Below are 21,839 nucleotides of genomic sequence, written 5' to 3' on the forward strand. Positions count from 1 at the left end.
CAGTCACTTGTGGAGGATCTTTTGTTCAAACACCCCTTGTTCACCAAGCTGGCGGCGCTGACCGCCATCACCGTGTTGCTGCTCTTTGGCCTGGGCCTGATCGAAGACGTGGTGCGCGACCGGCTGCGCTACCGCAGCATCACCGCACAAAGCGTGGCCGAGAGCCTGGCCGGGCCGCAGACGCTGATGGGCCCCATGATCCACAGCGCCTGCGTGGAAAGCTGGGATGAAGAAGTCGGCAAGGGCGAGGAGCGCCGCATGGTCGAAAGGCGCCGCGAGTTCATCCTGACCGCCATGCCCGAGCAGCTCAAGCTCACCACCGGCGCCGCGATGGAGGAACGCGCACGCGGGCTGCACAAGGTGAACACCTACAACCTCAAGGCCCACGTGACGGCGCAATGGGGTTCGCTGGCCAGCCTGCTGCCGCAGAGCAGCATGAAGAATTCGCGCATGCACTGCGGCGCACCCATCGTGATGATGGCTGTGGGCGATGCGCGCGGCATCCGCACCGCGCAGTTCACCATGGGCAGCCAGGCGCTGGCGCTCAAGCCCGGCACCTTCCACCCCACCTACAGCCGGGGCCTGCATGCGGTGCTGCCCGAATCCGTGCGTGGCAAGGCCGATGGACTCACGGCCACGCTGGACCTGGAACTGGTGGGCACCGAGCGCCTGGCCATCGTGCCGCTGGGCGGCAACACCGAGGTGCTGATGACCAGCAGCTGGCCCCACCCGTCGTTTGCCGGGCGCTTTCTGCCATCAGAACGCGAGGTCAAGAAGACCGGCTTTTCGGCCCAGTGGCGCCTGTCGTCGCTGGCCACCACGGCGCAGGCCGACATTGCCAACGGCAAGCGCATCTGCCTGGGCGCGGATGAGGGCAGCGACTATGCACACAGCGGGGCCACGCCGGGCGACTGCGCCGACAGCTTCAGCGTGGCCTTCATCGACCCGGTGAATCCCTATTCCCTGTCGGACCGCGCGACCAAGTACGGTGTGCTGTTCATCGCCCTCACCTTCGTGGCCGTGGGCTTGTTCGAGCTGATGGCCAATGACCCCCACGCTCCGCCGCTACGCGGGTCGCTGCCCCCCGAGGGGGCAGCTTTTTCGTCTTGGGGCGGCCCGGCGACGAAAAAACTGCGCGTGCACCCGGTGCAGTACCTGCTGGTGGGCAGCGCGCTGTGCAGCTTCTTCCTGCTGCTGGTGAGCCTGTCGGAGCACCTGCCGTTTGGCATTTCGTACGCGGTGGCGGCCAGCGCGTGTGTGCTGCTGCTGGCCTATTACGCCAGCCACATGCTGGGCGGGCTCACGCGCGGTGTGCCACTGGGGGCGGGCATTGCGCTGCTGTATGGCCTGCTGTATGTGCTGCTGCAGCTGGAGCAGACGGCGCTGGTGGTAGGTGCGATTGCGCTCTTCCTGGTGCTGGCCGCAGTGATGGTGTTGACGCGCAAGGTCAACTGGTACGGCCTGTCGCAAGGCGGCACGCCCCCACGCCCCACCATGCCGCCCATGCAGCGCCCCGCAGCCCCCCGCGCGGAGGCTGCATGAACGCCGCCGCGCAGACCACCCGCTGGGCCCAGTACCTGGCGCAGGCCCAGGCACTGACGCCGCCCGCCAGCACCGGCCCCGCAAGGGGCCCTGCGCTGACCGCCGCCGAATCGGCCCGCGTGCAGCGCCACCGCGACCAGTTGATGGCGGCCCTGCGGTCGCAGGACCGGCTGGCCTTGCACTGCGCCAAGCAGCAGGTGCTGGACGCAGCCTTTTGCCCCCACCGTGCCGAGGCGGACCACAGCCACGGAGGGCCTGCAAGCGGCGCTGCAGATTCGCCCGCCCTGCGCCGGGCGCTGCGCGACCTGGCATGGCGCACAGCGGCCTTGCTGTTGCCGCGCCGCCCGGAGTGCTGAAGGTGTGCCAGGGGGCCTTGCGCAGGTCCCCGGGCACAATTTTTAATAAAAATGGCCGGTAGCGCCTGTGCAATATGCGCCAGCAGCTATCAAAAACAGAGCGTTTACACCACCACGGTGCGGCTGCGCCCCTCGCGTTTGGCGGTGTAGAGCGCAGAGTCGAGCAGGCGCAGGGTGATGTCCAGCGGCCGCAGCGGGTCGAACAGCGTGAGCCCCATGCTGACCGACAGCACCAGCGCTGGCTCGATGCCGGGCAGCGTGTGGGCAGCCAGCGCCGCATGCACACGCTCGGCCACCACCTGTGCCTGGTCGAGCCCGGTGGCGGGCAACAGGGCCAGAAACTCCTCGCCCCCCCAGCGTCCCAGCACATCGGCCGCACGGAAGACGTCGCGGCACAGCGTGGCAAACAGCTGCAGGGCCTGGTCGCCCACATGGTGGCCGTACACGTCGTTCACGCGCTTGAAGTGGTCCAGGTCCATCATCAGCAGGCAGGCCGGCTCATGGCCCCGCTGCAGCAGCGCCCATTCCTGGCGCAGGCGGTCGGTGAACGAGCGGCGGTTGGCCAGGCCGGTCAGCACATCGGTATGGGCCAGCACGTCCATCTGGTGGCGGGCCGCCTCCAGCTCCACCAGCATCTGGCCCTGGCGGTCGTTGGCGCGCTTGAGCTCCAGCAGCCGGATCACCTGGCGCGCCAGGGCACTGAGCAGGTCCTGCACCTTGGCAGACAGCTCGCGCGGCCGGTGGTCCAGCACGCACAGCGTGCCCAGCACAAACCCGTCCGGCGTGACCAGCGGCGCCCCGGCGTAAAAGCGCAGCGGGTTCTTTTGCGTGACGATGGCGTAGTGCGCAAAACGCGGGTCTTGCGCCAGGTCGGGCACGATGAAGACGCCGGACTGCCGGATGGCGTAGCGGCACACGGACTCGTTCAGCGGGGTCTCCCGCAGTGCAAACCCGCGCGCGGCCTTGAACCACTGGCGCTGGTTGTCCAGCAGGCTGATCAGGGCCACGGGGGCTTCGCAGATGTAACCCGCCAGGTCGGCCAGCTCGTCGTAAGCGGGCTCCATGGGGGTGTCAAGAATGCCGTAGCGCTGCAGGGCTTGCAGGCGGTCGGTGTCGTCGCAGGGGTCGTCAGAAGGGGTGGTGTCGGCCATGACGCGAAGCGGCCGCGCCGCCCCCATTTGCCTTGAGATGGGGCAGCATGCCATACAAGCTGCACAGCTGCATGGGTGTTAGCCCGATTGCCCCATGACTTCGTCAGGCGGAACGCTTACCTTGATGCTCTGGTGCAGCGTTCGGTGTGCCCGCTGCAGCGGACAGTCCGTCAATCTATGGAGTCAGGCTGCCAAGGCAGGTGCGGCATCACGCTGGGTAGCGGGCTCGTCGGAACCGGGCGCGCCGGAGTCTGAGCAAGTGGCGCCACCGCATCCGTGGATCAATGCCTCGGGCAGCGCTGTGGGAGCGTGCACCACGCCCGTGGCGGGGTCAAAGCCCACGCGGCGCAGGTGCAGGGCCAGCGAGGCATCCATGCTCTGCGCGTGTTGCGGAAACCACAGCGCCAGTTCGCTGGCCATCACGTGCAGCACCTTCAAGTCGCCCTGCTCGGCACGGGCCGTGCCTTCCCGCATCACCTGCAGCACCACCTTGTGCTGCATGCTGTGGCAGTTGCCCGAGGCAAAGCGGGTAGAAGCCATCCAGTCGTCTTCTTGGCCAAAATGCTGCTCGGTGTGCTCCACCAGCGTACGCCAGCGGGGCAGCAGCTCCGCGTCGCTGGCCTGGTCCACAGCGGCCAGCAGGTCGACAAACTCCCGGTGGGTGTCATCCATCAGGGGCAGGTCGAGGTTCAGTGCATCAGACCATTCGAGGTGGGCCATGGGACTCCTTGGGCAGGCGGCAGATCAAACGAAGCTGCGAGCTTAGAAGCCCCGGCCCGGCCGGGTGTTGATGCAGGTCATGGCATCCCCATACGCAGCCAGGCCCTGCACCGCGCGCAGCGGGCAGGGCCTGATACAGCCTGATAGGGCAAGGGATCAGGTCAGGCGCTCAGCGCCCGGCCGATCAGCTCTGGCCGTACATGCGCTTGGCGTCGTCCACACACTTGGACTTGAGGTCGCCGCTCATGGCGTCGCAGCGCTCCTTGGCGGCCTTGTAGTTGGCTTCGTTCTTCTCAGCGGTGGCATCCTTGCGGGCCTCGGCCACGTTGGCGGCCTTCTCGGCGGCCGTGTCTGCAGGCTTTGCCTGGGCGGCGGCCACCTTGGCGTTTTCCTTGGCCTTCACATGTTCGGCCTTGGCATCCTTCACGCACACGTCCTTGGCGTTGCCAGTCAGGTCGTCGCACTTTTCCTTGGCGACGGCATAGGCGGCATCGGCGCGGGCTTCAGCCACCTTCTGGCTGGCCTTGGCGCTGGGTTTGTACTGGGCTTCAAGTTCCGCCTTGGCAACGTCTTCCGCGCCCTTGGCTTCCTTCACGCAGATGTCCTTGGCGTTGGCCTTGAGGGCATCGCACTTTTCCTTGTTCATCTTGTAGTCTGCCGAGATGCTTTCCTTGGCGGCCTTGTGTTCCGCAGGGGTCATGGCAAAAGCGGTGGTAGCCATCAGACCAGCTGCGCAGGCGGCGATCAGGGTGCGTTGGAATGTCATGGTTTTCTCCTCGATGAAATTGAATGCAATGGATGTGAATCTTGTGGGGGCGGTGCGCCAGGGGTAGCCTGGCGGGGCGCGGGGCGAAGGCCCCGCAGCGCGTTGGCGCTGTTTGCGCTATCAGTCGTTAAAACGGAAGTCGGGGTGGCGGTCTTGCCATTCCTTGAGCTGCTTTTCAGCCGCGTCGCGGGCGATGCCCTGGCGCTCTTGCAGCTTGCCCAGGAACTGTTCGCGCTTGCCGTCAATGACATCGAAATCGTCGTTGGTGAGCTTGCCCCACTGTTCGATCATCTTGCCCTTGAACTGCTTCCAGTTGCCCTTGATGGTGTCTTCATTCATGGTGTGACTCCTTGTGCGAATTTCGCTTCAGCCATCCACTCGAAGTGCGTGGAACCTTTGCGTGATGCGATGGAGTTCACTGTAAAAATGATCTGGCGCCGACGCCGTAGTCCGCGCCACGCAGCACGCGTCAGCACAGGACTACGGGCGTGACGGACATCGCCGATGCAGTGGCTCTGGCCCTCTGGCGAAGGGCCAACACCGCCCCCGCAAGGTACAAAGTGTTGCAATGGCCCATCATTCAGACCCTGGGCGCGGCAGGCATTGCAGAGGCGTGTTTCGCTTGGTAACACTTGTGTTTCCAGGCGGGCGCGGCGTGTGATTTAGTCACGGCTGTGCTGCCAGCGGCAGACTTTTGACCACGACCACCATGACACATCCACACGAGGAGACTCTGACAACTGCGGTTGCAGAGGCACCTGAGGGCCAACCCCTTCCCACCGAATCAACAGCCGCCAGCAGCCGGGCCCATGTGCCCCTGCTGACGGCGCTGTTCGCGTCCACTGCCTTGGCCGCCTGTGGCGGCGGCGGGGGCGACAGCACCCCAGGTGCAGGCGCCCCCGGCACCCCAGGCACACCCGCACCCACCACCCCTTCCCTGGGCAACTACGCACACCCTTCAGCCACGTCGGACAACGAGGCCGCCCGCTTTCTGCTGCAGGCCCAGTTCTCGGCATCGACCGCCGAAATCGCCGCCCTGCGCGCCACTACCTATGCAGACTGGCTTGAAAGCCAGTTCAATGCGGGCCCCAGCCAGGGCGGCTGGGACTGGCTGAACCAGCGCGGCTACGCAGACATCAGCAACGACACGGCCTACTACGACAACTCCTACCCCGCCGACTACATGATCTGGTACCAGCTCATGAAGTCGCCGGACGGACTGCGCAAACGGGTGGCGCTGGCGCTGTCCGAGATCTGCGTGGTCTCGCTCAGCGGCGTGGACATCACCTGGCGCTGCCACGCCATGGCCTGGTACTGGGACCAGTTGGTGAACAACGCCTTCGGCAACTACCGCTCCGTGCTGGAGAACGTGACGCTGAACGCGGCCATGGGTTACTACCTCAACACCCGTGGCAACCAGAAGGAAAACCCCGCCACGGGCCGTCAGCCCGACGAAAACTATGCCCGCGAGGTCATGCAGCTCATGTCCATCGGGCTGGTCGAACTGAACATCGACGGGACTCCCAAGAAGGACGGCTCGGGCAAGCCCATTGACAGCTACACCATGAACGACGTGACCAATCTGGCGCGCGTGTTCACAGGCTACGACTACGACCAGACGCAGAACGTGCCCACCACCGTGCCAGGCACCACGCGGGTGGTCTCCAACACCACCTTTGCGCGGCTGCCCATGGCACTCAATGCCTCGCGCCACTCCACGCTGGCGGCGACATTCCTCGGAACGACGATCCCCGCCAGCACGCCCGGCGCTGCAGCCCTCAAGACTGCGCTGGACACCTTGTACAACCACCCCAACGTGGGTCCGTTCATCGGCAAGCAGCTCATCCAGCGGCTGGTCACCAGCAACCCGTCTCCCGCCTACGTGGCGCGCGTGGCGGCTGCCTTCAACAACAACGGCGCCGGCGTGCGGGGTGACCTGCGCGCTGTGGTCAAGGCCATCTTGCTGGACGACGAGGCACGCTCGCCCGCAGGCCTCACCCAGTCCGGCTTTGGCAAGCTGCGCGAGCCCATGCTGCGCTTTGTGCAGTGGGGCCGCACCTTCGGCATCAACTCGGCACAGGGCAGCTGGAAGATCGGCGACCTGAGCGACCCCGGCTCGCGCCTGGGCCAGAGCCCGCTGCGTTCGCCCTCGGTATTCAACTTCTTCCGCCCGGGCTACATTCCGCCATCCACCGCATTGGCCGCCGCAGGCGCCGTGGCCCCCGAGTTCCAGCTGGTCAACGAAAGCAGCGTGGGGGGCTACCTCAACTACATGCAGGGCGTGATCCGCAACGGCATCTACGTGAACGCCCCCGAGCTGCCCAACAACGCCAGCACCTCCAACAACGGCTACGACATCAAGGCCACCTACACCAACGAGCTGGCCATCGTGACCGATGCCGATGCGCTGGTCGCCCGTATCAACCTGCTGATGTGCGCGGGCCAGCTGTCTGCCGCCACCGTCAAGCTCATTGCGGACGCACTCAAGGCGACGCCCGTCACCAACGCCAGCACCGACTCCGTCAAGCTCGACCGCGTGGCGGCCGCCGTCTTCCTGGTCATGGCTTCGGCCGAATACCTCGTTCAAAAGTAAGCCCTGCCATGCACCTGCTTCAACCCGAACTCCACACCCGCCGCGCGTTCCTGCGCCGCTCCACCCAGCTGGGCCTGGCAGGCACGGCCCTGCCCTTTGCCCTCAACCTGGCCGCCATGGGCGAGGCGGCGGCCTTCAATGCCACCGACTACAAGGCGCTGGTCTGCGTGTTCTTGTACGGCGGCAACGACTACGCCAACACCGTGGTCACCTACGACGATGACAGCTACAACCGCTACAACACCATCCGGGGCGGTGGCGCAGGCCAGACGGCCGGCGGCATCGCGCTGGCCAAGGCAGCCCTCACCCCCACGCTGCTGACGCCCACCACGCCGCTGCCGGGTGGTCGCCAGTACGCGCTGCACCCGGCCATGACAGGGCTGGCCGGCCTGTTCAACAGCGGCAAGGCGGCCGTGCAGCTCAATGTGGGCCCGCTGGTGGTGCCACTGACCCGCGCGCAATACAACAGTGCCGACCGCGCCACCTACCCGGTGCCGCCCAAGCTGTTCTCGCACAACGACCAGCAGTCGGTGTGGCAGTCGTCATCGCCCGAGGGCTCCACCGTGGGCTGGGGCGGCAACATCGGCGACCTGGCACTGTCCTCCAACGGCAACTCGCTGTTCACCTGCATTTCGGTCACCGGTAACGCGGTGTTCCTGTCGGGCGACTCGGCCCTGCAGTACCAGGTCAGCACCAATGGCGCCGTGGCCATCAATGGGGTCAAGAACCGGGTGTACGGGTCATCGGCCGTGCAAAGCGCGCTGACGTCGCTCATCCAGCAACCGCGCACGCAAACGCTGGAGAACGAATACAACCGCGTGACCACCCGCGCCGTGACGGCAGAAAGCCAAATCACCAACGGGCTCGCGGGCGTGACGCTGTCCACCACCTTCCCCAACAACAACTCGCTGGCCAACCAGCTCAAGATGGTGGCCCGCCTGATTGGCGCGCGCACCAGCCTGGGCAGCAAGCGCCAGGTGTTCCTGGTGTCGCTGGGCGGCTTTGACCTGCACGACAACCTGATTTCGCAACAGCCGGTGCTGATGCAGCGCGTGAGCGAGGCCATGACCGCGTTCTACAACGCCACGGTGGAACTGGGCGTGGCCGACAAGGTCACGGCGTTCACCGCGTCGGACTTTGGCCGCACGCTCAGCTCCAACGGCGATGGCTCGGACCATGGCTGGGGCAGCCACCACCTGGTGGTCGGCGGTGCAGTGAAAGGCAAGGCCTTCTACGGTAGCGCGCCGCCGGTCAGCATCACCAACACGGCCGCCCCTGAAGACCAGTGGCATGTGGGCCAGGGCCGCCTGCTGCCATCCACCTCGGTGGACCAGTACGCGGCCACCCTGGCCAAGTGGTTCGGCGTGGCCGACAACGAAATGGCGGGTGTGCTGCCCAACATCACGCACTTTGGCGCAGCGGCAGGGCGGCCGGACTACCCGGTGGACCTGGGGTTCCTGTAACGCGTTGGGCCCCGCACCCCGGGGGCCGCAGGTCAGGCCCAAGTCACGAGGCTGGGCCACCACGCGGCTCCCCAATAATGGCGGCATGACGACTCCCTCTGCTCCCCCGCTTCGCCCGCGCGTGGTCATCATCGGTTGCGGGTTCGGCGGCCTCGAAGCCGCCCGCGCCCTGCGGGGCACGGCGGTGGATGTGACCCTGGTGGACAAGACCAACCACCACCTCTTCCAGCCCCTGCTCTACCAGGTGGCCACCGCCGGACTGTCGGCCCCGGCCATTGCGGCGCCCATCCGGCACCTGTTCCGGCAGCAGCGCAACGTGACCACCTTGCTGGGCGAGGTCACCCGCATCGACGTGGGCCAGCGCACCGTGCACCTTGCAGACGGCGCCATGCTGCCGTACGACCACCTCATCGTGGCCGCCGGTGCCACGCACAGCTACTTTGGCCGCGACGACTGGGCAGCCTATGCGCCCGGCCTCAAGACGCTGGACGATGCGTTCGAGATCCGCCGCCGCGTGCTGCTGGCGTTCGAGGCGGCCGAGAAGGAGCCCGACCCCGCTCGCCGCGCAGACTGGCTCAACTTTGTCGTCGTGGGCGCGGGCCCCACGGGCGTGGAGATGGCGGGCACGCTGGCAGAGATTGCGCGCCACACGCTGCCCGGCGAGTTCCGCCACATCGACCCCGCCAGCGCGAAGATCATCCTGCTCGAAGGCGGTGCGCGCGTGCTGCAGGCCATGCCCGAGGCCCTGAGCCAGCGCGCCAAGGAGCAGCTGGAAAAGCTGGGCGTGGACGTGCGCCTGGGCGCGCGCGTCACCGCCATCGACAGCGATGGATTGAAGGTCGAATCACCCGCAAGCGCTAGTGCATCCAGCGCAAATAGCTACCAAATAAATAGCAAATGCATTGTGTGGGCCGCTGGTGTGGCTGCATCACCCCTGGGCCGCCACCTGGCAGACGCCACCGGCGCCAGCACCGACCGCGCGGGCCGCGTGGTCGTGGCGCCCGACCTGACGCTGCCGGGCCACCCCGAGATCAGCGTGATCGGCGACCTGGCAGCCGCCAAGAGCCACGCCCCCGGTCACGAGCCCACGCCCGTGCCCGGCGTGTCGCCCGGCGCCAAGCAGATGGGCCGCGCCACCGCAGCCAACATCCTTCGCCGACTGGCGGGCCAGCCCACGCAGCCGTTTCGCTACCGCGACTACGGCAACCTGGCCACCATCGGCCGCAACTCTGCCGTGGTGGACCTCACCTCGCCCGCCGGGCCAGTGCGGTTCTCAGGCTACTTTGCGTGGCTGTTCTGGCTGTTTGCGCACGTGTACTTCCTGATCGGCTTTCGCAACCGGCTGGTGGTGCTGCTGGACTGGGCCTGGGCGTATTGGAGCTTTGCGCGCTATGCGCGGGTGGTGACGGGCATTGAACGCCATGAGGCCACGCCCCCATCCCCTTCCCCGCCCGGCACCTGACGGCCACCCGCGCTGCGTGGCGCCACGGCCAAGGCCGGCGCCCGCTGGCAGGGCGGTCCACAAAGATCTGGGGCGTTACTGCCCCACCTGCTCCACCCAAGCCGCCAGCTCCCCGGCCAGCTGGCTTGACGCCGCTGCCAGCGCAGCCACCCCGCCCGCCGCATCGGCCGACTTGGCGGGCTGCTGCGCGATGAACACGCGCTGGCCGCGCAGGGATTCGCCCGACGGGGTCAGTTCGACCACCGTGGCGCGCAGGCGCACCACGCCCGCGCTGTCGCTGGGGCTGGTGAACAGGTGGCTGAACTCCTCCAGCTCGGTGCGCAGCACCAGGGGCAGCTTGTTGCCCTGCGCGGGTTCGCGGGCCTGGGCGGCGCCGTCGTCGGCCTTGAGCACGGCGCGGCGCAGGCCCAGTTGTTCGCGCAGGCGCTGCTGCAGCAGTTGTGCGGGTGGCTGGCTCCAGCGGGCCTGGCTGTAGGGGCGCAGCTGCTGGGCGTCGGCATAGGCCAGGCGGTACAGCACGGCGTTGCCGCCCTCGGGCAGGCCGGGCGCATCCATGTCGGCGAGCGCCAGCGGCGCCAGGGGCGCGCGCCGGTCGGTGGGCACGGTGGCCAGCGGGCCGGGCCCAAAGTCATACAGCACGGGGCGGGTGGGGGCAGCCGGCAGGGCCGAGCAGCCCGTGAGCACCAGCGCTGCGACCAACCCACACCCCCACAGGGCGGTAGCGCTAGATGTATATGCCTTGGTTGCTATTTTTTTGATAGTCATCACATTCATTCCTCATAAGGCCCACGCTGCCCAGGCGGCGCGGTCGGAGACACCCCTCATCGGCCACCACCAAAACCGGGCTCACCCGGCCCGGGCGGGATGCGGCCCGAGCCGTAGATGAACAGCTGCGGGTTATCGCTGATGCCCCCGGCCGCGCGGCCCATCTGGCGGGCGGCGCGGGCCGTGTCGTCGGCGGCGCGGTTCACCCGCGGCAGGGTCGCGGTGCTGAACTGGTCCGCCGCCCGCGCCAGGGACTGGGTGCCGGCGGTGATCTGCTCAATGGCGCCGCCCTCGGCGTTAAGCCGCTGGTTGGTCTTGCCCAGGTCCACCGCCAGGGCGGACACGCTGGCGCCCGCCTTCTGCAGCGACTGCAGCGTCTGACGTGCATCGCTGGCCAGGGGCGGCAGCGCGGCCAGGGCCGGGTCCAGGCGCTGCGACACGGTGGCATCCAGCCGCTGGGTCAGGGTGTTGACGCTGCCTGCGGCCTGGCCGATGTTGGACAGCGCCTCGGTGAGCTTTTGCTGGTTGCTGTCGCCCAGCAGCTGGTTGATGCGGCGCGTGGCCTCTTCGACCTGGCCCAGGATGGCCGGCGCCTGCTCGGCCAGCTTGCCAAACGGCGAGGGCTTGAGCGGCAGGCGTGGCAGGCCGCTGGGGCCGGGGGGCAGCTCGGGGTAGGGCTGCTCGGCGTCGTCCAGCAGCACGTGGGCCAGGCCGGTGACGCCCTGGTAGCCCAGCACGGCAAAGGTGGTGGGGCTGATGGGCGCCTGCTCGTTGACGGCGATGCGAATCAGCACGTTGCCGTTGACCTGCGGATCAAAGCCGATGCGCGTGACCTTGCCCACGGCCACGCCCTTGTAGCGCACGGCGGCCTGGGGCTGCAGGCCACTCACGCCGTCGCGGGTGGACAGCTCGTACTGCTCGTAGTTGGCGTTGTCGCGCGTGAGCCAGACGGCCAGGCCCGCCAGCATGGCAGCGACCACCAGCACAAAGATGCCTGCAGCGAGGGCGTGGGATTTGTTTTCCATCAGGGGTGTTCCTTGTGGGGCGCAGGCGGGGGGGCGACCTGCGCCGGAGCCTGCTGCACAGAAGGCACGGGCGCCATGGCCCGTTGGCCACGTTCGCCCATGAAGAAGTGCTCGATGAACGGGTGCGAAAAGTGCGCCACCTCGTGCGGCGGGCCGGTGACGATGACCTTTTTATCGGCCAGCACGGCCACGCGGGTGCTGAGTGCGAACAGCGTATCCAGGTCGTGCGTGACCATGATCACCGTCAGCCCCAGCGCTGCGCGCAGCTCGCGCAGCAAGGCGCAGAAGTCATCGGAGCTGCTCGGGTCCAGGCCTGCCGTGGGTTCGTCGAGCAGCAACAGCGGCGGGTCCATGATGAGCGCACGGGCCAGCGCCACGCGCTTGACCATGCCACCCGACAGGTCCGCCGGCATGCGCGTGGCGTGCTCGGGCTTCAGCCCCACCATCTGCAGCTTGACCAGCGCTGCGTCGCGCACCAGCTCGGGCGGCAGCGTGCCCTGCTCGCGCAGCGCAAAGGCCACGTTGTCGAGCACGTTGAAGGCCGAAAACAGCGCGCCGTGCTGGAACAGCATGCCCACCCGGCTGGCCGCGCCCTCGCGCCCCATCTCGGACGCAGGCCGGCCCAGCACCGTGACTTGCCCGCGCGTGGGCCGGGCCAGTCCCAGGATCTGTCGCAGCAGCACCGTCTTGCCCGTGCCCGAGCCCCCCACCAGCGACAGCATCTCGCCGCGCTGCACGGTGAAGTTCAGGTCCTGGTGCACGGTAAAGGTTTCATCGCCCTTGCCAAACTGCGTCCAGAGGCCTTGCACGTCCACGATGGGCGGCTCGCCGGGCGCGACGGCGATGTGTTCGGGCTTGGCGATGCGCTCAGTCATATCCCAATGTTCTTGAAAGCGACCGCAAACAGCGCGTCCACGATGATCACCATGGTGATGGACGACACCACCGACGCCGTCGTGCCCTCGCCCAGGCTCTGGGTGTTGGGCTTGACGCGCAGGCCCCAGTGGCAGCCGATGAGCGCAATGAACGCACCAAACACCACCGACTTGGCCATGGCCAGGCCCAGGTTGCCGATCTTCACCGCAGCAGGCAGTGCCTGCACAAAGTACGACGGCGAGATGTCCATGGAGATGTCGGCCGCCAGCATGCCGCCTGCCAGCGCGGCCAGCGTGGTCCACACGCTGATGAGCGGCATGGCCAGCGCCAATGCCAGCGTGCGCGGCATCACGAGGCGGAACCCGTGCGGGATGCCCATGACGCGCATGGCATCGAGCTCTTCGGTCACGCGCATCACACCGATCTGCGCGGTGACGGACGAGCCCGAGCGGCCCGCCACCAGAATGGCCGCCAGCATGGGCCCCAGCTCGCGGATCAGCGAGATGCCCAGGATGTTGACGATGAACGACTCGGCACCAAACTGCCGCAGCTGCAGGCTCATCAGGTAGGCCAGCACCACCCCGATGAGGAAGCCCACCAGCGCCGTGATGGGCAGCGCTGTGGCGCCCATGCGGTACAGGTGGCCAGACACATCGCGCCACGGCCCCTTGCGCGGCGCACGCGCCAGGCGGCACAGGTCCAGCACCAGCTGGCCCACCATCTCCAGCAGGTGGCGGGCGTGGTCCACGCCATGCAGCACCAGCACGCCCAGGTGGTCGATCTGCTCGCCCAGCCGCCAGGGCTCGGGCGGCGGTGCCACGCAGGTGAACTGGGCCACGCGCGTGAGCATGGTGCGCTGGCTGTCGGTGCAGGCCAGCTGGGCGGGCCAGGCGTGCTGCCAGTGGTTCCACAGCAGCTGCGCGCCCACATGGTCCAGCCACTGCAGCTCCCGCAGGTCCCAGCCCAGGGTGGGTGCGGGCGGTGCGCCCCGCAGCTGGTCCGACACGGCCTGCCACTGCTTCGCATTGCCCAGCTCGGCCGCGCCCCAGCGCCCACGCAGCTGCGCGCACGGCCCTTGGGGCGTATAGGCGCGAACGATGTGGGGGGCGTGGTCAGTCATGGGTCAGGCCACCAGGGCAGCCGCAGGGGTAGGGTCGTCAAGAAGCAGCAAGGAAGAGCGTGCATGGTAGCGGAGCGAATCCTGCACGCGCTGTCGGACACCAGCCTGTCAAGCACAGACAGGCGGCGAAGCGTGTAATTATTATCAAATCGACGCCAAGCGCAATTACTACAAGCACCAGCAGCTACTAAAAATGTAGCAATAGGCACACACCCTATCGACAGGGCCTGCCCCATCCGCACAATGGCCCACCGTTACCACCCTTGATCGGCACCGCCCCTTCTCCATGAGCGACACCACGTTTGACACCATCATCATCGGCGGGGGCACGGCCGGCTCCCTGCTGGCCAACCGCCTGAGCGCCGACGGCCGCCACCGCGTGCTGCTGATCGAAGCGGGCCGCAAGGACGACTACCACTGGATTCACATCCCCGTGGGCTATCTGTACTGCATTGGCAACCCGCGCACCGACTGGCTCTACAACACCGAACCCGACGCGGGCCTGAACGGCCGCACCTTGCGCTACCCGCGCGGCAAGACGCTGGGCGGCTGCAGCAGCATCAACGGCATGATCTACATGCGTGGCCAGGCCCGCGACTACGACCAGTGGGCCGAACTGACGGGCGACGCCAGCTGGCGCTGGGACAACGCCCTGCCCTACTTCCGCCGCCACGAAGACCACTGGCGCCTGGACCAGCCCGGGGGTGTGAACGAAAATTTCAAACGCCTGCACGGCAACAAGTCCACCGGCAGCACCGGCGAGTGGCGGGTGGAAAAACAACGCCTGCGCTGGGATGTGCTCGACGCCTTTGCCCACGCCGCCCAACAAGCGGGCATCCCGGCCACCGACGACTTCAACAGCGGCAGCAACGAAGGTGTGGGTTACTTTGAGGTCAACCAGAAAAGCGGCTGGCGCTGGAACACCGCCAAGGCCTTTTTGCGGCCCACCTGCTACGGCCGCCCCAACTTCGAGATGTGGACCAGCGCACAGGCGTCCAAGCTCATCCTCGAAACCCAGCCCGACGGCAGCCAGCGCTGCACGGGCGTGTTGGTGTGGGATGGCAACGAGATGGTCACGGCCCGCGCCACGGGTGAGGTGATCCTGAGCGCGGGCGCCGTCAACTCGCCGCAGCTGCTGCAGCTGTCGGGCATCGGCCCCGCCGCGCTGCTGCGCCAGCACGGCGTGGAGGTCAAGGTGGACCTGCCCGGCGTGGGCGCCAACCTGCAGGACCATCTGCAGATCCGCGCGGTGTTCAAGGTGCAGGGCGTGCAGACGCTCAACACCATGGCCAGCTCGCTGGTGGGCAAGGCCAAGATCGGGCTTGAGTACGCGCTCAAACGCAGCGGGCCCATGAGCATGGCGCCCTCGCAGCTGGGCGCTTTCACCCGCAGCAGCCCTGACCAGCCCTACCCGAACATCGAATACCACGTGCAGCCCTTGTCGCTCGATGCGTTTGGCGAGCCGCTGCACAGCTTTCCGGCGTTCACAGCCAGCGTGTGCAACCTCAACCCCACGAGCCGGGGCACGGTCAACATCAAGAGCGCCGACTTCAAGGCCGCCCCAGCGATTTCGCCCAACTACCTCAGCACGCCCGAAGACCGCCAGGTGGCGGCCGACAGCCTGCGCGTCACGCGCCGCATCGTGGCCCAGCCCGCGCTGGCCAAGTACCAGCCGCAGGAGTGGAAGCCCGGCGTGCAGTTTGAGAGCGACGAAGACCTGGCGCGCCTGGCGGGCGACATTGCCACCACCATCTTCCACCCCGTGGGCACCACCAAAATGGGCCGCGACGGCGACCCGATGGCCGTGCTGGATGCGCAACTGCGCGTGCGCGATGGGCGCGGCGGTGTGGTGGCCGGCCTGCGCGTGGTGGATGCGGGCGCCATGCCCACCATCACCAGCGGCAACACCAACTCGCCCACGCTGATGATGGCGGAGAAGGCGGCGGAGTGGATCATCCAGGCACGGCGGGCGGCGTGAGTACCATCGCGCCGATGTATTCCTCCACCTTCATTTTTGCGACCAAGCAGTTTGACGACGCCTTTTACCGGCTGGACGAGGCCATTGCCATCGCCGCCCGCTCCATCGACGGCTACCTGGGCGAGGAATCGTGGACGGACACCGGCAACGGCTTGGTATCCAACGTGTACTACTGGCAGTCGCTGGAGGCGCTGCAAACGCTGATGCAGCACCCTGCGCACCTCAAGGCCAAGGCCGCGCAGGCGCAGTGGCTCAATGGCTACCAGGTGGTGATTGCGCAGGTGCTGCGCACCTACGGGGACAACCGGCTGGTTGGGCTGCTGCCCACGGCCGGGCTCTTCACACAGGGCACTGCGCCCCACTAGTTTTTTCAAGCCACGGCGCAGAAGCCTCTTGGCAGGTCAGCGGATGCCGCCCACATAGCGCGGCACCTCGGGGGCTGGCTCGGGGGGCGGTGCGGGGCGCGCACGTACCGCCTGCGCCGCTGCATCCAGCAGCGGTCGGCGCTGGGCGGAAGGGGGCGCTGCGTGCAGGGCCTGCTCCAGGCGGTCGGCCCATTCGGCCAAGTCGGGCGCGTTGTCTTCGGTGGCGCGCTGGCGCGCAAACCGCACGATCTCCTGCGCGTAGTCCGCGTTGGCCGCCATCCATTCGGTATCGGTCACGCGCCCTGTCTTGCGCCGCAACAGCACATGCAGGTGGGCGGCAATCGCCAGCTTGTCGGAATCGGACATGTTCGGCTCCTTACTGCATTGGGGTCATCCATCGGACTGCATTCGCTGGCCCGCACATCACAGGACGCGGCGACACATTCAGCCGCCCAGGCGCTCGCGGTGCTGGGCAATGTCCAGCCCGGTCTGCTCGCTTTGCTCGTCCACCTGCAGGCCCATCGCAAAGTTGACGACCCACAACAGGGCCGCCGTCACCACCAGGCTGTAGGCCGCCACGGCGCCCACGCCGATGGCCTGGGTCAGCAGGCTGCCCGTAGCGCCTCCCACGGTCTTGCTGGCCAGCACGCCTGTCAGCAGCGACCCCACGATGCCGCCAACGCCATGCACGCCAAATACGTCGAGCGAGTCATCCACCCGCAGCAGCCGCTTGAGCCCCGTGGCGCCCCAGTAGCAGGCCAGCCCGGCCACCAGACCAATCACGACGGCCGAGCGCAGCGTGACAAAACCGGCGGCGGGCGTGATGGCCACCAGCCCCGCCACCAGGCCGGAGCACAGCCCCAGCAGCGACGGGCGCCCGCGCACCACCCACTCGCCCAGCATCCACGACAGCGCCCCGGCTGCAGCGGCCAGGTGCGTCACGGCCATGGCCAGCCCGGCGCGCCCATCGGCCGCCACCGCTGAGCCTGCGTTGAAGCCAAACCAGCCCACCCACAGCATGCCCGCGCCCGCCATGGTGAGCCCCAGGTTGTAGGGTTCAAACGGCTCGCGCCCATACCCCGCGCGGCGGCCCAGAAACCACGCACACACCAGCCCCGCCACGCCCGCATTCACGTGCACCACCGAGCCGCCCGCAAAGTCCAGCGCGCCCATCTGCGCCAGCCAGCCCCCGGGCTCCCACACCCAGTGCGCTACGGGCGCGTACACCACCAGTGTCCACAGCCCAATGAAGACCAGCATGGCCGAGAACCGCATGCGCTCCACAAACGCGCCCACCAGCAGAGCGGCCGTGATGATGGCGAAGGTGAGCTGGAACATGGCGTACACCGACTCGGGAATCAGCGGCGCAATGTGGCTCACGGCCAGCTTGCCCGCCTCCAGCTGAAAGTCGAGCCCGGCAAAGCCGGCGCGGTCCCAGCCCCCTAGCCAGGCACTGCCGGGTGTGAACGCCAGCGAATACCCCGCCGCAAACCACAGCAGACTGACCAGCCCCGCAATGGCCACCACGCAGGCCATGGTGTTGAGCACGTTCTTTCTTCGCACCATGCCTGCGTAGAACAACGCAATGCCGGGCAGCGTCATCAGCAGCACCAGAGCAGTGGAGGTCATCATCCAGCCGGTGTGGGCCGCATTCACCGTGTCCTGGGCCACCAGGGCGGGGCGTGTGAGGGGCGCCGCTATGGCGGGAGCCTCTGGCACGCTCTGGGCCAGCGCGCAGGTGCACAGCCCCAGACACAACGACACGACCGCAAACACCCGGTGGTTGACTGCACGCATGCACGCTCCCTTTCGCAATTTGTTACAAGCGCGTTGCACGAGCCATGCCAGCCGGTTGCCACCGAATCGGGGCACAGAACGCCCCCGCAAGCCATCCGGCGCCCAACAACGGGGGGCGGGAAACCCCCAATGCACCAGCAGGGTGCAGCCGTTACAGTCACGGCACTCGAAAGCGCGCTTCGGTGTGCCAAGCGAGGGGCCCGAGGAGACAACCTTTCTACCAACGATACAGTCCAAACACCCAACGAGGTGTACACCCTTTCAGGCGCTGGCGATCCCAGCGCCTTTTTCTTGTCCGCTCGATTCTGGGCGGTCCTGAATCGATAGCAGGCCCGGTGCGACAATCCTGCGATGGAATGGATTTTGATGACCCTGGCCTCGCTGCTCGCGGGCTTTGTGGATGCGATCGTGGGAGGCGGTGGATTGGTGATGGTGCCCGCGCTGTTTGCGGCTTTTCCGGGCGCGCCCCCGGCCACGCTGCTGGGCACCAACAAGGCGGCCTCGGTCTGGGGCACCGCCATGGCCACCTGGCAATACAGCCGCAAGGTGCAGATCCGCTGGTCGGCCATGCTGCCGGCCGCAGCCGCCGGTTTTGCCGGCTCGTTCGTCGGCGCCTGGGCCGTCACCGTGGTGTCGGCCGACTTCCTGCGCAAGCTGCTGCCCCTGGTGCTGCTGGGCGTGCTGCTCTACACCCTGGCCAAAAAGGAGCTGGGCCGGCACCATACCCCCCGGTTTGCGGGCCGGGCCGAGGTGATCGCCGCCTGCCTGATTGGCGTGCTCATCGGCTTTTACGACGGGTTCTTTGGCCCGGGCACCGGCAGCTTCTTCGTCTTCTTGTTTGTGCGGCTGCTGGGCTACGACTTTCTCAATGCATCGGCCTCGGCCAAGCTGCTCAACTGCGCCACCAACATTGCCGCCATTGCGCTGTTTGCCGCCAAGGGCCATGTGTGGTGGCACTTTGCGGTGACGCTGGCCGTGGCCAACGTGCTGGGCAGCCTGCTGGGCACACACATGGCGCTCAAGCATGGCACCGGCTTTGTGCGGGGCATCTTCATCGTGGTGGTGAGCACGCTGATACTGAAGACGGGTTACGACGCTTTCCTGCGGTAGGCCTGCTTTTCACTCACCAGGTGTCGGTTGCCAGGGTGGCACCCAACTTGCAACGCGCTGCACGGCCTACCACCAGGGCGCCCCGAGGTCATCGGGGTTGCCCTGCATGGCCCGAATGTGAACGCGCGTCCTATAATTTCCGTACGTTTCCGTTTGATGACGAGGCCCATCGCCAATGGCGATGTCCGCATCCACCCGCTCCGGCCTGCCTACCCGCAGGCCGGATTTTTTGTACCTGAACCACCCCCCACAGGAACCTGTCATGCAATTTTTCAAGTCTGCCGTTGTCACCGCCGTGGCGCTGTGCGCTGCCCTCGCCGTCCAGGCCCGCACGCTGGACGAAATCAAGAAAGACGGCAAGATCATCGTGGCCACCGAGGGCCAGTTCGCCCCCTTCAATTACTTCGAAGGCACCAAGCTGACGGGTTTTGAGGTGGAAGTGGCGGAGCTGGTGGTCAAGAAGATGGGCCTCAAGCTCGAATGGAAGACCCTGGGCTTTGACGCCCTGCTGACCGGCCTGGGCCAGAACCGCTGGGACGCCGTGATCGCCTCGCACGGCGTGACCGACGAGCGCTCCAAGGCCGTGACTTTTGCCAACCCCCACTACTGCTCGGGCGGCATCATCGTGGCCATGGACGACAAGATCCGCAACGCCAAGGACCTGACCGGCAAGGTCGTGGCCGTGCAGACCGGCACCAGCTACCTGGAGCAGGTCAAGAAGGTCAGCGGCGTGAAGGAAGTGAAGAACTTCCCGCAAGACACCGACGCCCAGCGCGCCCTGATCTCCAAGCGCGTGGACGCCTGGGTCAGCGACAAGTTCGTGGCCAAGGAAGCCGCTGCCAAGAACGCCAAGGCCGGCTTCAGGCTGGGCGACATGCTGTTCATCGAGCGCATCGCCCCCGCCATGGCCAAGGGCAACACCGGCCTGGCCGATGCCTGGAACAAGGCGTTCACCGAAGTGCTGGCCGATGGCAGCTACGCCGCCGTCTCCAAGAAGTATTTCAACGAAGACGTGCGCTGCAACTGATGTAAAAACGCGTCACGGGGTGCGCAGAGGGCCCAGGCCTGCTGCGCACCCTTTGCCGTTTCTGGTGGCGGGTGCATGATCGCCCCGCACCCAGTCCGATTTCCAACCAAGACCGTATGGTCGTCTGATCCATGCTTCTCGCTCTTTGGCCACAAGGCTGGTCCCGACAGCAGCGCAGCAATGCCACGCTGGTCGCTGCACTGGTCGTGATGGTGCTGGCCCTCTCGCTGCTGGGCCAATTGCTGTCGTTCTTTCCTGACCCCATCGGCCCCAACGCCCAGGCGTTCTCTGAAGGTGCGCGCACCACGCTCTGGCTCACGCTGGTCAGCGGGGCCGTGGGCCTGGTGCTGGGCACGGCCGCGGCGCTGGCCCGCACGGCCCGCTGGACGCCCGTGCGTTGGATTGCTGGCGTGTACATCTGGGCCATTCGCGGCACCCCGCTCTTGGTGCAGATCCTGTTTGTGTACTTTGCCCTGCCGGTGCTGGTGCCCGGGTTGAACCTGCCAGACTTTGCCGCCGCCGTCGTGGCCCTGGGGCTGAACGTGGGCGCGTACAACGCTGAAGCGCTGCGCGCCGGGCTGCTGGCCGTGCCACGCGGCCAGACCGAGGCCGCCCGGGCGCTGGGCCTGGGCCGCATGCATGTGTTCATGGATGTGGTGTTTCCGCAGGCGTTCAAGATCTCGCTGCCGCCGCTGGTGAGCAACTTCGTGGCGCTACTCAAGGACTCGTCGCTGGCCTACGCCATTGGTGTGGTGGAGCTGACCAACGTGGGCAACCGCATCCAGTCGGCCACCTTCCAGCCCATCGCCACGCTGACCACGGTGGCCATCACCTACCTGCTGCTGACCACGCTGGTCACGCAGATCTCCAACGCCGTCGAATACCGCTTTGACGTGGAAGGGCGCAACCGATGACCGCGACGACGAACCAGCCCAAGCCCTACATCGTGGCCGAGCGGGTGTGCAAGTCGTTTGGCGCACACCAGGTGCTCAAGGACGTGTCCACCGTGTTCCACACCGGCGAGGTCACGGTGATCATCGGTGCCTCCGGCTCGGGCAAGAGCACGCTGCTGCGTGCCATCAACCGCCTGGAGCCCCACGACAGCGGGCGCATCACCATTGACGGCGTGGAGGTGAGCGACGACCACGCCACCCTGCAGCGCCAGCGCTGCGAGGTGGGCATGGTGTTCCAGCAGTTCAACCTGTTCGGCCACATGAGCGTGCTGGACAACGTGACGCTGGCGCCGCGCCGCATTCGCAAAACACCGCGCCCTCAGGCCAACGACGAAGCCATGCAGCTGCTGCGCCGCGTGGGCATGCAGGACCACGCGCACAAGTACCCATGGCAACTGTCGGGCGGACAGCAGCAACGGGTGGCCATTGCCCGCGCGCTGGCCATGCAACCCAAGGTGATGCTGTTTGACGAGCCCACCTCGGCGTTGGACCCCGAAATGGTCAAGGAGGTGCTGGACGTGATGCGCAGCCTGGCGCGTGGCGGCATGACGATGATCGTCGTGACCCACGAAATGGGCTTTGCCCGCGAGGTGGCCGACCGCGTGATGTTCTTCGACCAGGGACGCATCGCACACGATGCGCCGCCGCAGGAGTTCTTCAGCAACCCGGCCAACGACCGCATCCGCGCGTTCCTGGGCCAGGTCAGCCACTGATCAGAATCCGCGCCGCACTGCAAAGGCCGCCCGGGCAACCGGCGGCCCTTTTTTCTT

General features: G+C 67.0%; 21 protein-coding genes. 11 read left to right on the forward strand and 10 right to left on the reverse strand.

Features of this window, described 5'->3' with window-relative positions; genetic code table 11:
- Positions 1-21 precede the first annotated feature (21 nt).
- Together ACT531_RS02585 and ACT531_RS02590 are read left to right on the forward strand one after the other, a co-directional pair.
- On the forward strand, positions 22-1,542 hold the full coding sequence (locus ACT531_RS02585) for a cell envelope integrity protein CreD (RefSeq protein WP_476016361.1): 1,521 nt from the start codon (positions 22-24) through the stop codon (positions 1,540-1,542).
- Positions 1,539-1,898: a hypothetical protein gene (locus ACT531_RS02590; RefSeq protein WP_476016362.1), complete on the forward strand. Its 360-nt coding sequence runs from the start codon at positions 1,539-1,541 to the stop codon at positions 1,896-1,898. The genes ACT531_RS02585 and ACT531_RS02590 overlap by 4 nt, the downstream gene beginning before the upstream one ends.
- A 104-nt stretch (positions 1,899-2,002) precedes the next feature.
- Here the strand turns inward: ACT531_RS02590 and ACT531_RS02595 are convergent, their stop codons facing one another.
- From ACT531_RS02595 to ACT531_RS02610, 4 genes are all read right to left on the reverse strand, one after another.
- On the reverse strand, positions 2,003-3,049 hold the full coding sequence (locus ACT531_RS02595) for a GGDEF domain-containing protein (RefSeq protein ID WP_476016363.1): 1,047 nt from the start codon (positions 3,047-3,049) through the stop codon (positions 2,003-2,005).
- Between the two features lie 183 nt (positions 3,050-3,232).
- On the reverse strand, positions 3,233-3,769 hold the full coding sequence (locus ACT531_RS02600) for a hemerythrin domain-containing protein (protein ID WP_060985337.1): 537 nt from the start codon (positions 3,767-3,769) through the stop codon (positions 3,233-3,235).
- 184 nt (positions 3,770-3,953) lie between these two features.
- Positions 3,954-4,535 (reverse strand): hypothetical protein, encoded by a 582-nt coding sequence (locus tag ACT531_RS02605; protein ID WP_309827271.1) that lies wholly within the window; start codon positions 4,533-4,535, stop codon positions 3,954-3,956.
- Between the two features lie 120 nt (positions 4,536-4,655).
- Positions 4,656-4,874 (reverse strand): CsbD family protein, encoded by a 219-nt coding sequence (locus tag ACT531_RS02610; protein WP_015012165.1) that lies wholly within the window; start codon positions 4,872-4,874, stop codon positions 4,656-4,658.
- A gap of 370 nt (positions 4,875-5,244) precedes the next feature.
- Between ACT531_RS02610 and ACT531_RS02615 the strand changes: the two genes are divergently transcribed.
- The 3 genes from ACT531_RS02615 to ACT531_RS02625 all read left to right on the forward strand — a co-directional run bounded on the left by ACT531_RS02615 (position 5,245) and on the right by ACT531_RS02625 (position 10,053).
- Positions 5,245-7,128, forward strand: a complete 1,884-nt coding sequence (locus ACT531_RS02615; protein WP_476016364.1) for a DUF1800 domain-containing protein — start codon at positions 5,245-5,247, stop codon at positions 7,126-7,128.
- Between the two features lie 8 nt (positions 7,129-7,136).
- The gene (locus ACT531_RS02620; RefSeq protein ID WP_015012163.1) at positions 7,137-8,591 is read left to right on the forward strand and encodes a DUF1501 domain-containing protein; all 1,455 of its coding nucleotides are present in this window, start codon (positions 7,137-7,139) and stop codon (positions 8,589-8,591) included.
- 85 nt (positions 8,592-8,676) lie between these two features.
- The gene (locus ACT531_RS02625; RefSeq protein ID WP_476016365.1) at positions 8,677-10,053 is read left to right on the forward strand and encodes an NAD(P)/FAD-dependent oxidoreductase; all 1,377 of its coding nucleotides are present in this window, start codon (positions 8,677-8,679) and stop codon (positions 10,051-10,053) included.
- 75 nt (positions 10,054-10,128) lie between these two features.
- On the opposite strand, the gene ACT531_RS02630 is transcribed toward ACT531_RS02625, so the two are convergent.
- The 4 genes from ACT531_RS02630 to ACT531_RS02645 are packed head-to-tail and all read right to left on the reverse strand — an operon-like array spanning position 10,129 to position 13,839.
- Positions 10,129-10,818, reverse strand: coding sequence for an ABC-type transport auxiliary lipoprotein family protein (locus ACT531_RS02630; protein ID WP_476016366.1), 690 nt, complete (start codon positions 10,816-10,818; stop codon positions 10,129-10,131).
- 56 nt (positions 10,819-10,874) lie between these two features.
- Complete coding sequence (locus tag ACT531_RS02635; protein WP_476016367.1) at positions 10,875-11,843, reverse strand: MlaD family protein; 969 nt, start codon at positions 11,841-11,843, stop codon at positions 10,875-10,877.
- On the reverse strand, positions 11,843-12,718 hold the full coding sequence (locus ACT531_RS02640; RefSeq protein ID WP_291446464.1) for an ABC transporter ATP-binding protein: 876 nt from the start codon (positions 12,716-12,718) through the stop codon (positions 11,843-11,845). The genes ACT531_RS02635 and ACT531_RS02640 overlap by 1 nt, the downstream gene beginning before the upstream one ends.
- Entirely contained in the window at positions 12,715-13,839 is a 1,125-nt protein-coding gene (locus ACT531_RS02645; RefSeq protein WP_476016368.1) for an MlaE family ABC transporter permease, read from the reverse strand. The genes ACT531_RS02640 and ACT531_RS02645 overlap by 4 nt, the downstream gene beginning before the upstream one ends.
- A gap of 286 nt (positions 13,840-14,125) precedes the next feature.
- Here ACT531_RS02645 and ACT531_RS02650 point away from each other — a divergent pair, with 286 nt between their 5' ends.
- The gene (locus ACT531_RS02650; RefSeq protein WP_476016369.1) at positions 14,126-15,817 is read left to right on the forward strand and encodes a GMC family oxidoreductase; all 1,692 of its coding nucleotides are present in this window, start codon (positions 14,126-14,128) and stop codon (positions 15,815-15,817) included.
- Positions 15,818-15,831: 14 nt separating this feature from the next.
- On the forward strand, positions 15,832-16,182 hold the full coding sequence (locus ACT531_RS02655; RefSeq protein ID WP_476016370.1) for an antibiotic biosynthesis monooxygenase family protein: 351 nt from the start codon (positions 15,832-15,834) through the stop codon (positions 16,180-16,182).
- 36 nt (positions 16,183-16,218) lie between these two features.
- Here the strand turns inward: ACT531_RS02655 and ACT531_RS02660 are convergent, their stop codons facing one another.
- Entirely contained in the window at positions 16,219-16,548 is a 330-nt protein-coding gene (locus tag ACT531_RS02660; protein WP_015012155.1) for a hypothetical protein, read from the reverse strand.
- Positions 16,549-16,626: 78 nt separating this feature from the next.
- Complete coding sequence (locus ACT531_RS02665) at positions 16,627-17,979, reverse strand: ammonium transporter (RefSeq protein ID WP_476016371.1); 1,353 nt, start codon at positions 17,977-17,979, stop codon at positions 16,627-16,629.
- Between the two features lie 351 nt (positions 17,980-18,330).
- On the opposite strand from ACT531_RS02665, the gene ACT531_RS02670 reads away from it, so the two are divergent.
- The 4 genes from ACT531_RS02670 to ACT531_RS02685 all read left to right on the forward strand — a co-directional run bounded on the left by ACT531_RS02670 (position 18,331) and on the right by ACT531_RS02685 (position 21,782).
- Entirely contained in the window at positions 18,331-19,089 is a 759-nt protein-coding gene (locus tag ACT531_RS02670; RefSeq protein ID WP_015012153.1) for a sulfite exporter TauE/SafE family protein, read from the forward strand.
- Between the two features lie 262 nt (positions 19,090-19,351).
- Positions 19,352-20,116, forward strand: coding sequence for an ABC transporter substrate-binding protein (locus ACT531_RS02675; protein WP_476016372.1), 765 nt, complete (start codon positions 19,352-19,354; stop codon positions 20,114-20,116).
- Positions 20,117-20,247: 131 nt separating this feature from the next.
- Entirely contained in the window at positions 20,248-21,030 is a 783-nt protein-coding gene (locus ACT531_RS02680) for an amino acid ABC transporter permease (protein WP_110960436.1), read from the forward strand.
- Positions 21,027-21,782 carry an amino acid ABC transporter ATP-binding protein gene (locus tag ACT531_RS02685; RefSeq protein ID WP_015012150.1) on the forward strand — a complete coding sequence of 252 codons (756 nt, stop codon included), beginning with the start codon at positions 21,027-21,029 and terminating at the stop codon, positions 21,780-21,782. Before ACT531_RS02680 ends, ACT531_RS02685 begins: the two co-directional genes overlap by 4 nt.
- The last annotated feature ends 57 nt before the right edge of the window (positions 21,783-21,839 follow it).

It is taken from the genome of Acidovorax sp. DMC1, from assembly GCF_056314325.1.

What these genes read in the sequence shown, in the direction of transcription:
- ACT531_RS02665 (WP_476016371.1), bottom strand. Translation starts at nt 17,979, where the DNA reads ATGCGTGCAGTCAACCACCGGGTGTTTGCGGTCGTGTCGTTGTGTCTG.
- ACT531_RS02640 (WP_291446464.1), bottom strand. Translation starts at nt 12,718, where the DNA reads ATGACTGAGCGCATCGCCAAGCCCGAACACATCGCCGTCGCGCCCGGC.
- ACT531_RS02625 (WP_476016365.1), top strand. Translation starts at nt 8,677, where the DNA reads ATGACGACTCCCTCTGCTCCCCCGCTTCGCCCGCGCGTGGTCATCATC.
- ACT531_RS02610 (WP_015012165.1), bottom strand. Translation starts at nt 4,874, where the DNA reads ATGAATGAAGACACCATCAAGGGCAACTGGAAGCAGTTCAAGGGCAAG.
- ACT531_RS02680 (WP_110960436.1), top strand. Translation starts at nt 20,248, where the DNA reads ATGCTTCTCGCTCTTTGGCCACAAGGCTGGTCCCGACAGCAGCGCAGC.
- ACT531_RS02670 (WP_015012153.1), top strand. Translation starts at nt 18,331, where the DNA reads ATGGAATGGATTTTGATGACCCTGGCCTCGCTGCTCGCGGGCTTTGTG.
- ACT531_RS02660 (WP_015012155.1), bottom strand. Translation starts at nt 16,548, where the DNA reads ATGTCCGATTCCGACAAGCTGGCGATTGCCGCCCACCTGCATGTGCTG.
- ACT531_RS02675 (WP_476016372.1), top strand. Translation starts at nt 19,352, where the DNA reads ATGCAATTTTTCAAGTCTGCCGTTGTCACCGCCGTGGCGCTGTGCGCT.
- ACT531_RS02655 (WP_476016370.1), top strand. Translation starts at nt 15,832, where the DNA reads ATGTATTCCTCCACCTTCATTTTTGCGACCAAGCAGTTTGACGACGCC.
- ACT531_RS02590 (WP_476016362.1), top strand. Translation starts at nt 1,539, where the DNA reads ATGAACGCCGCCGCGCAGACCACCCGCTGGGCCCAGTACCTGGCGCAG.
- ACT531_RS02600 (WP_060985337.1), bottom strand. Translation starts at nt 3,769, where the DNA reads ATGGCCCACCTCGAATGGTCTGATGCACTGAACCTCGACCTGCCCCTG.
- ACT531_RS02645 (WP_476016368.1), bottom strand. Translation starts at nt 13,839, where the DNA reads ATGACTGACCACGCCCCCCACATCGTTCGCGCCTATACGCCCCAAGGG.
- ACT531_RS02630 (WP_476016366.1), bottom strand. Translation starts at nt 10,818, where the DNA reads ATGACTATCAAAAAAATAGCAACCAAGGCATATACATCTAGCGCTACC.
- ACT531_RS02650 (WP_476016369.1), top strand. Translation starts at nt 14,126, where the DNA reads ATGAGCGACACCACGTTTGACACCATCATCATCGGCGGGGGCACGGCC.
- ACT531_RS02685 (WP_015012150.1), top strand. Translation starts at nt 21,027, where the DNA reads ATGACCGCGACGACGAACCAGCCCAAGCCCTACATCGTGGCCGAGCGG.
- ACT531_RS02635 (WP_476016367.1), bottom strand. Translation starts at nt 11,843, where the DNA reads ATGGAAAACAAATCCCACGCCCTCGCTGCAGGCATCTTTGTGCTGGTG.
- ACT531_RS02615 (WP_476016364.1), top strand. Translation starts at nt 5,245, where the DNA reads ATGACACATCCACACGAGGAGACTCTGACAACTGCGGTTGCAGAGGCA.
- ACT531_RS02595 (WP_476016363.1), bottom strand. Translation starts at nt 3,049, where the DNA reads ATGGCCGACACCACCCCTTCTGACGACCCCTGCGACGACACCGACCGC.
- ACT531_RS02605 (WP_309827271.1), bottom strand. Translation starts at nt 4,535, where the DNA reads ATGACATTCCAACGCACCCTGATCGCCGCCTGCGCAGCTGGTCTGATG.
- ACT531_RS02620 (WP_015012163.1), top strand. Translation starts at nt 7,137, where the DNA reads ATGCACCTGCTTCAACCCGAACTCCACACCCGCCGCGCGTTCCTGCGC.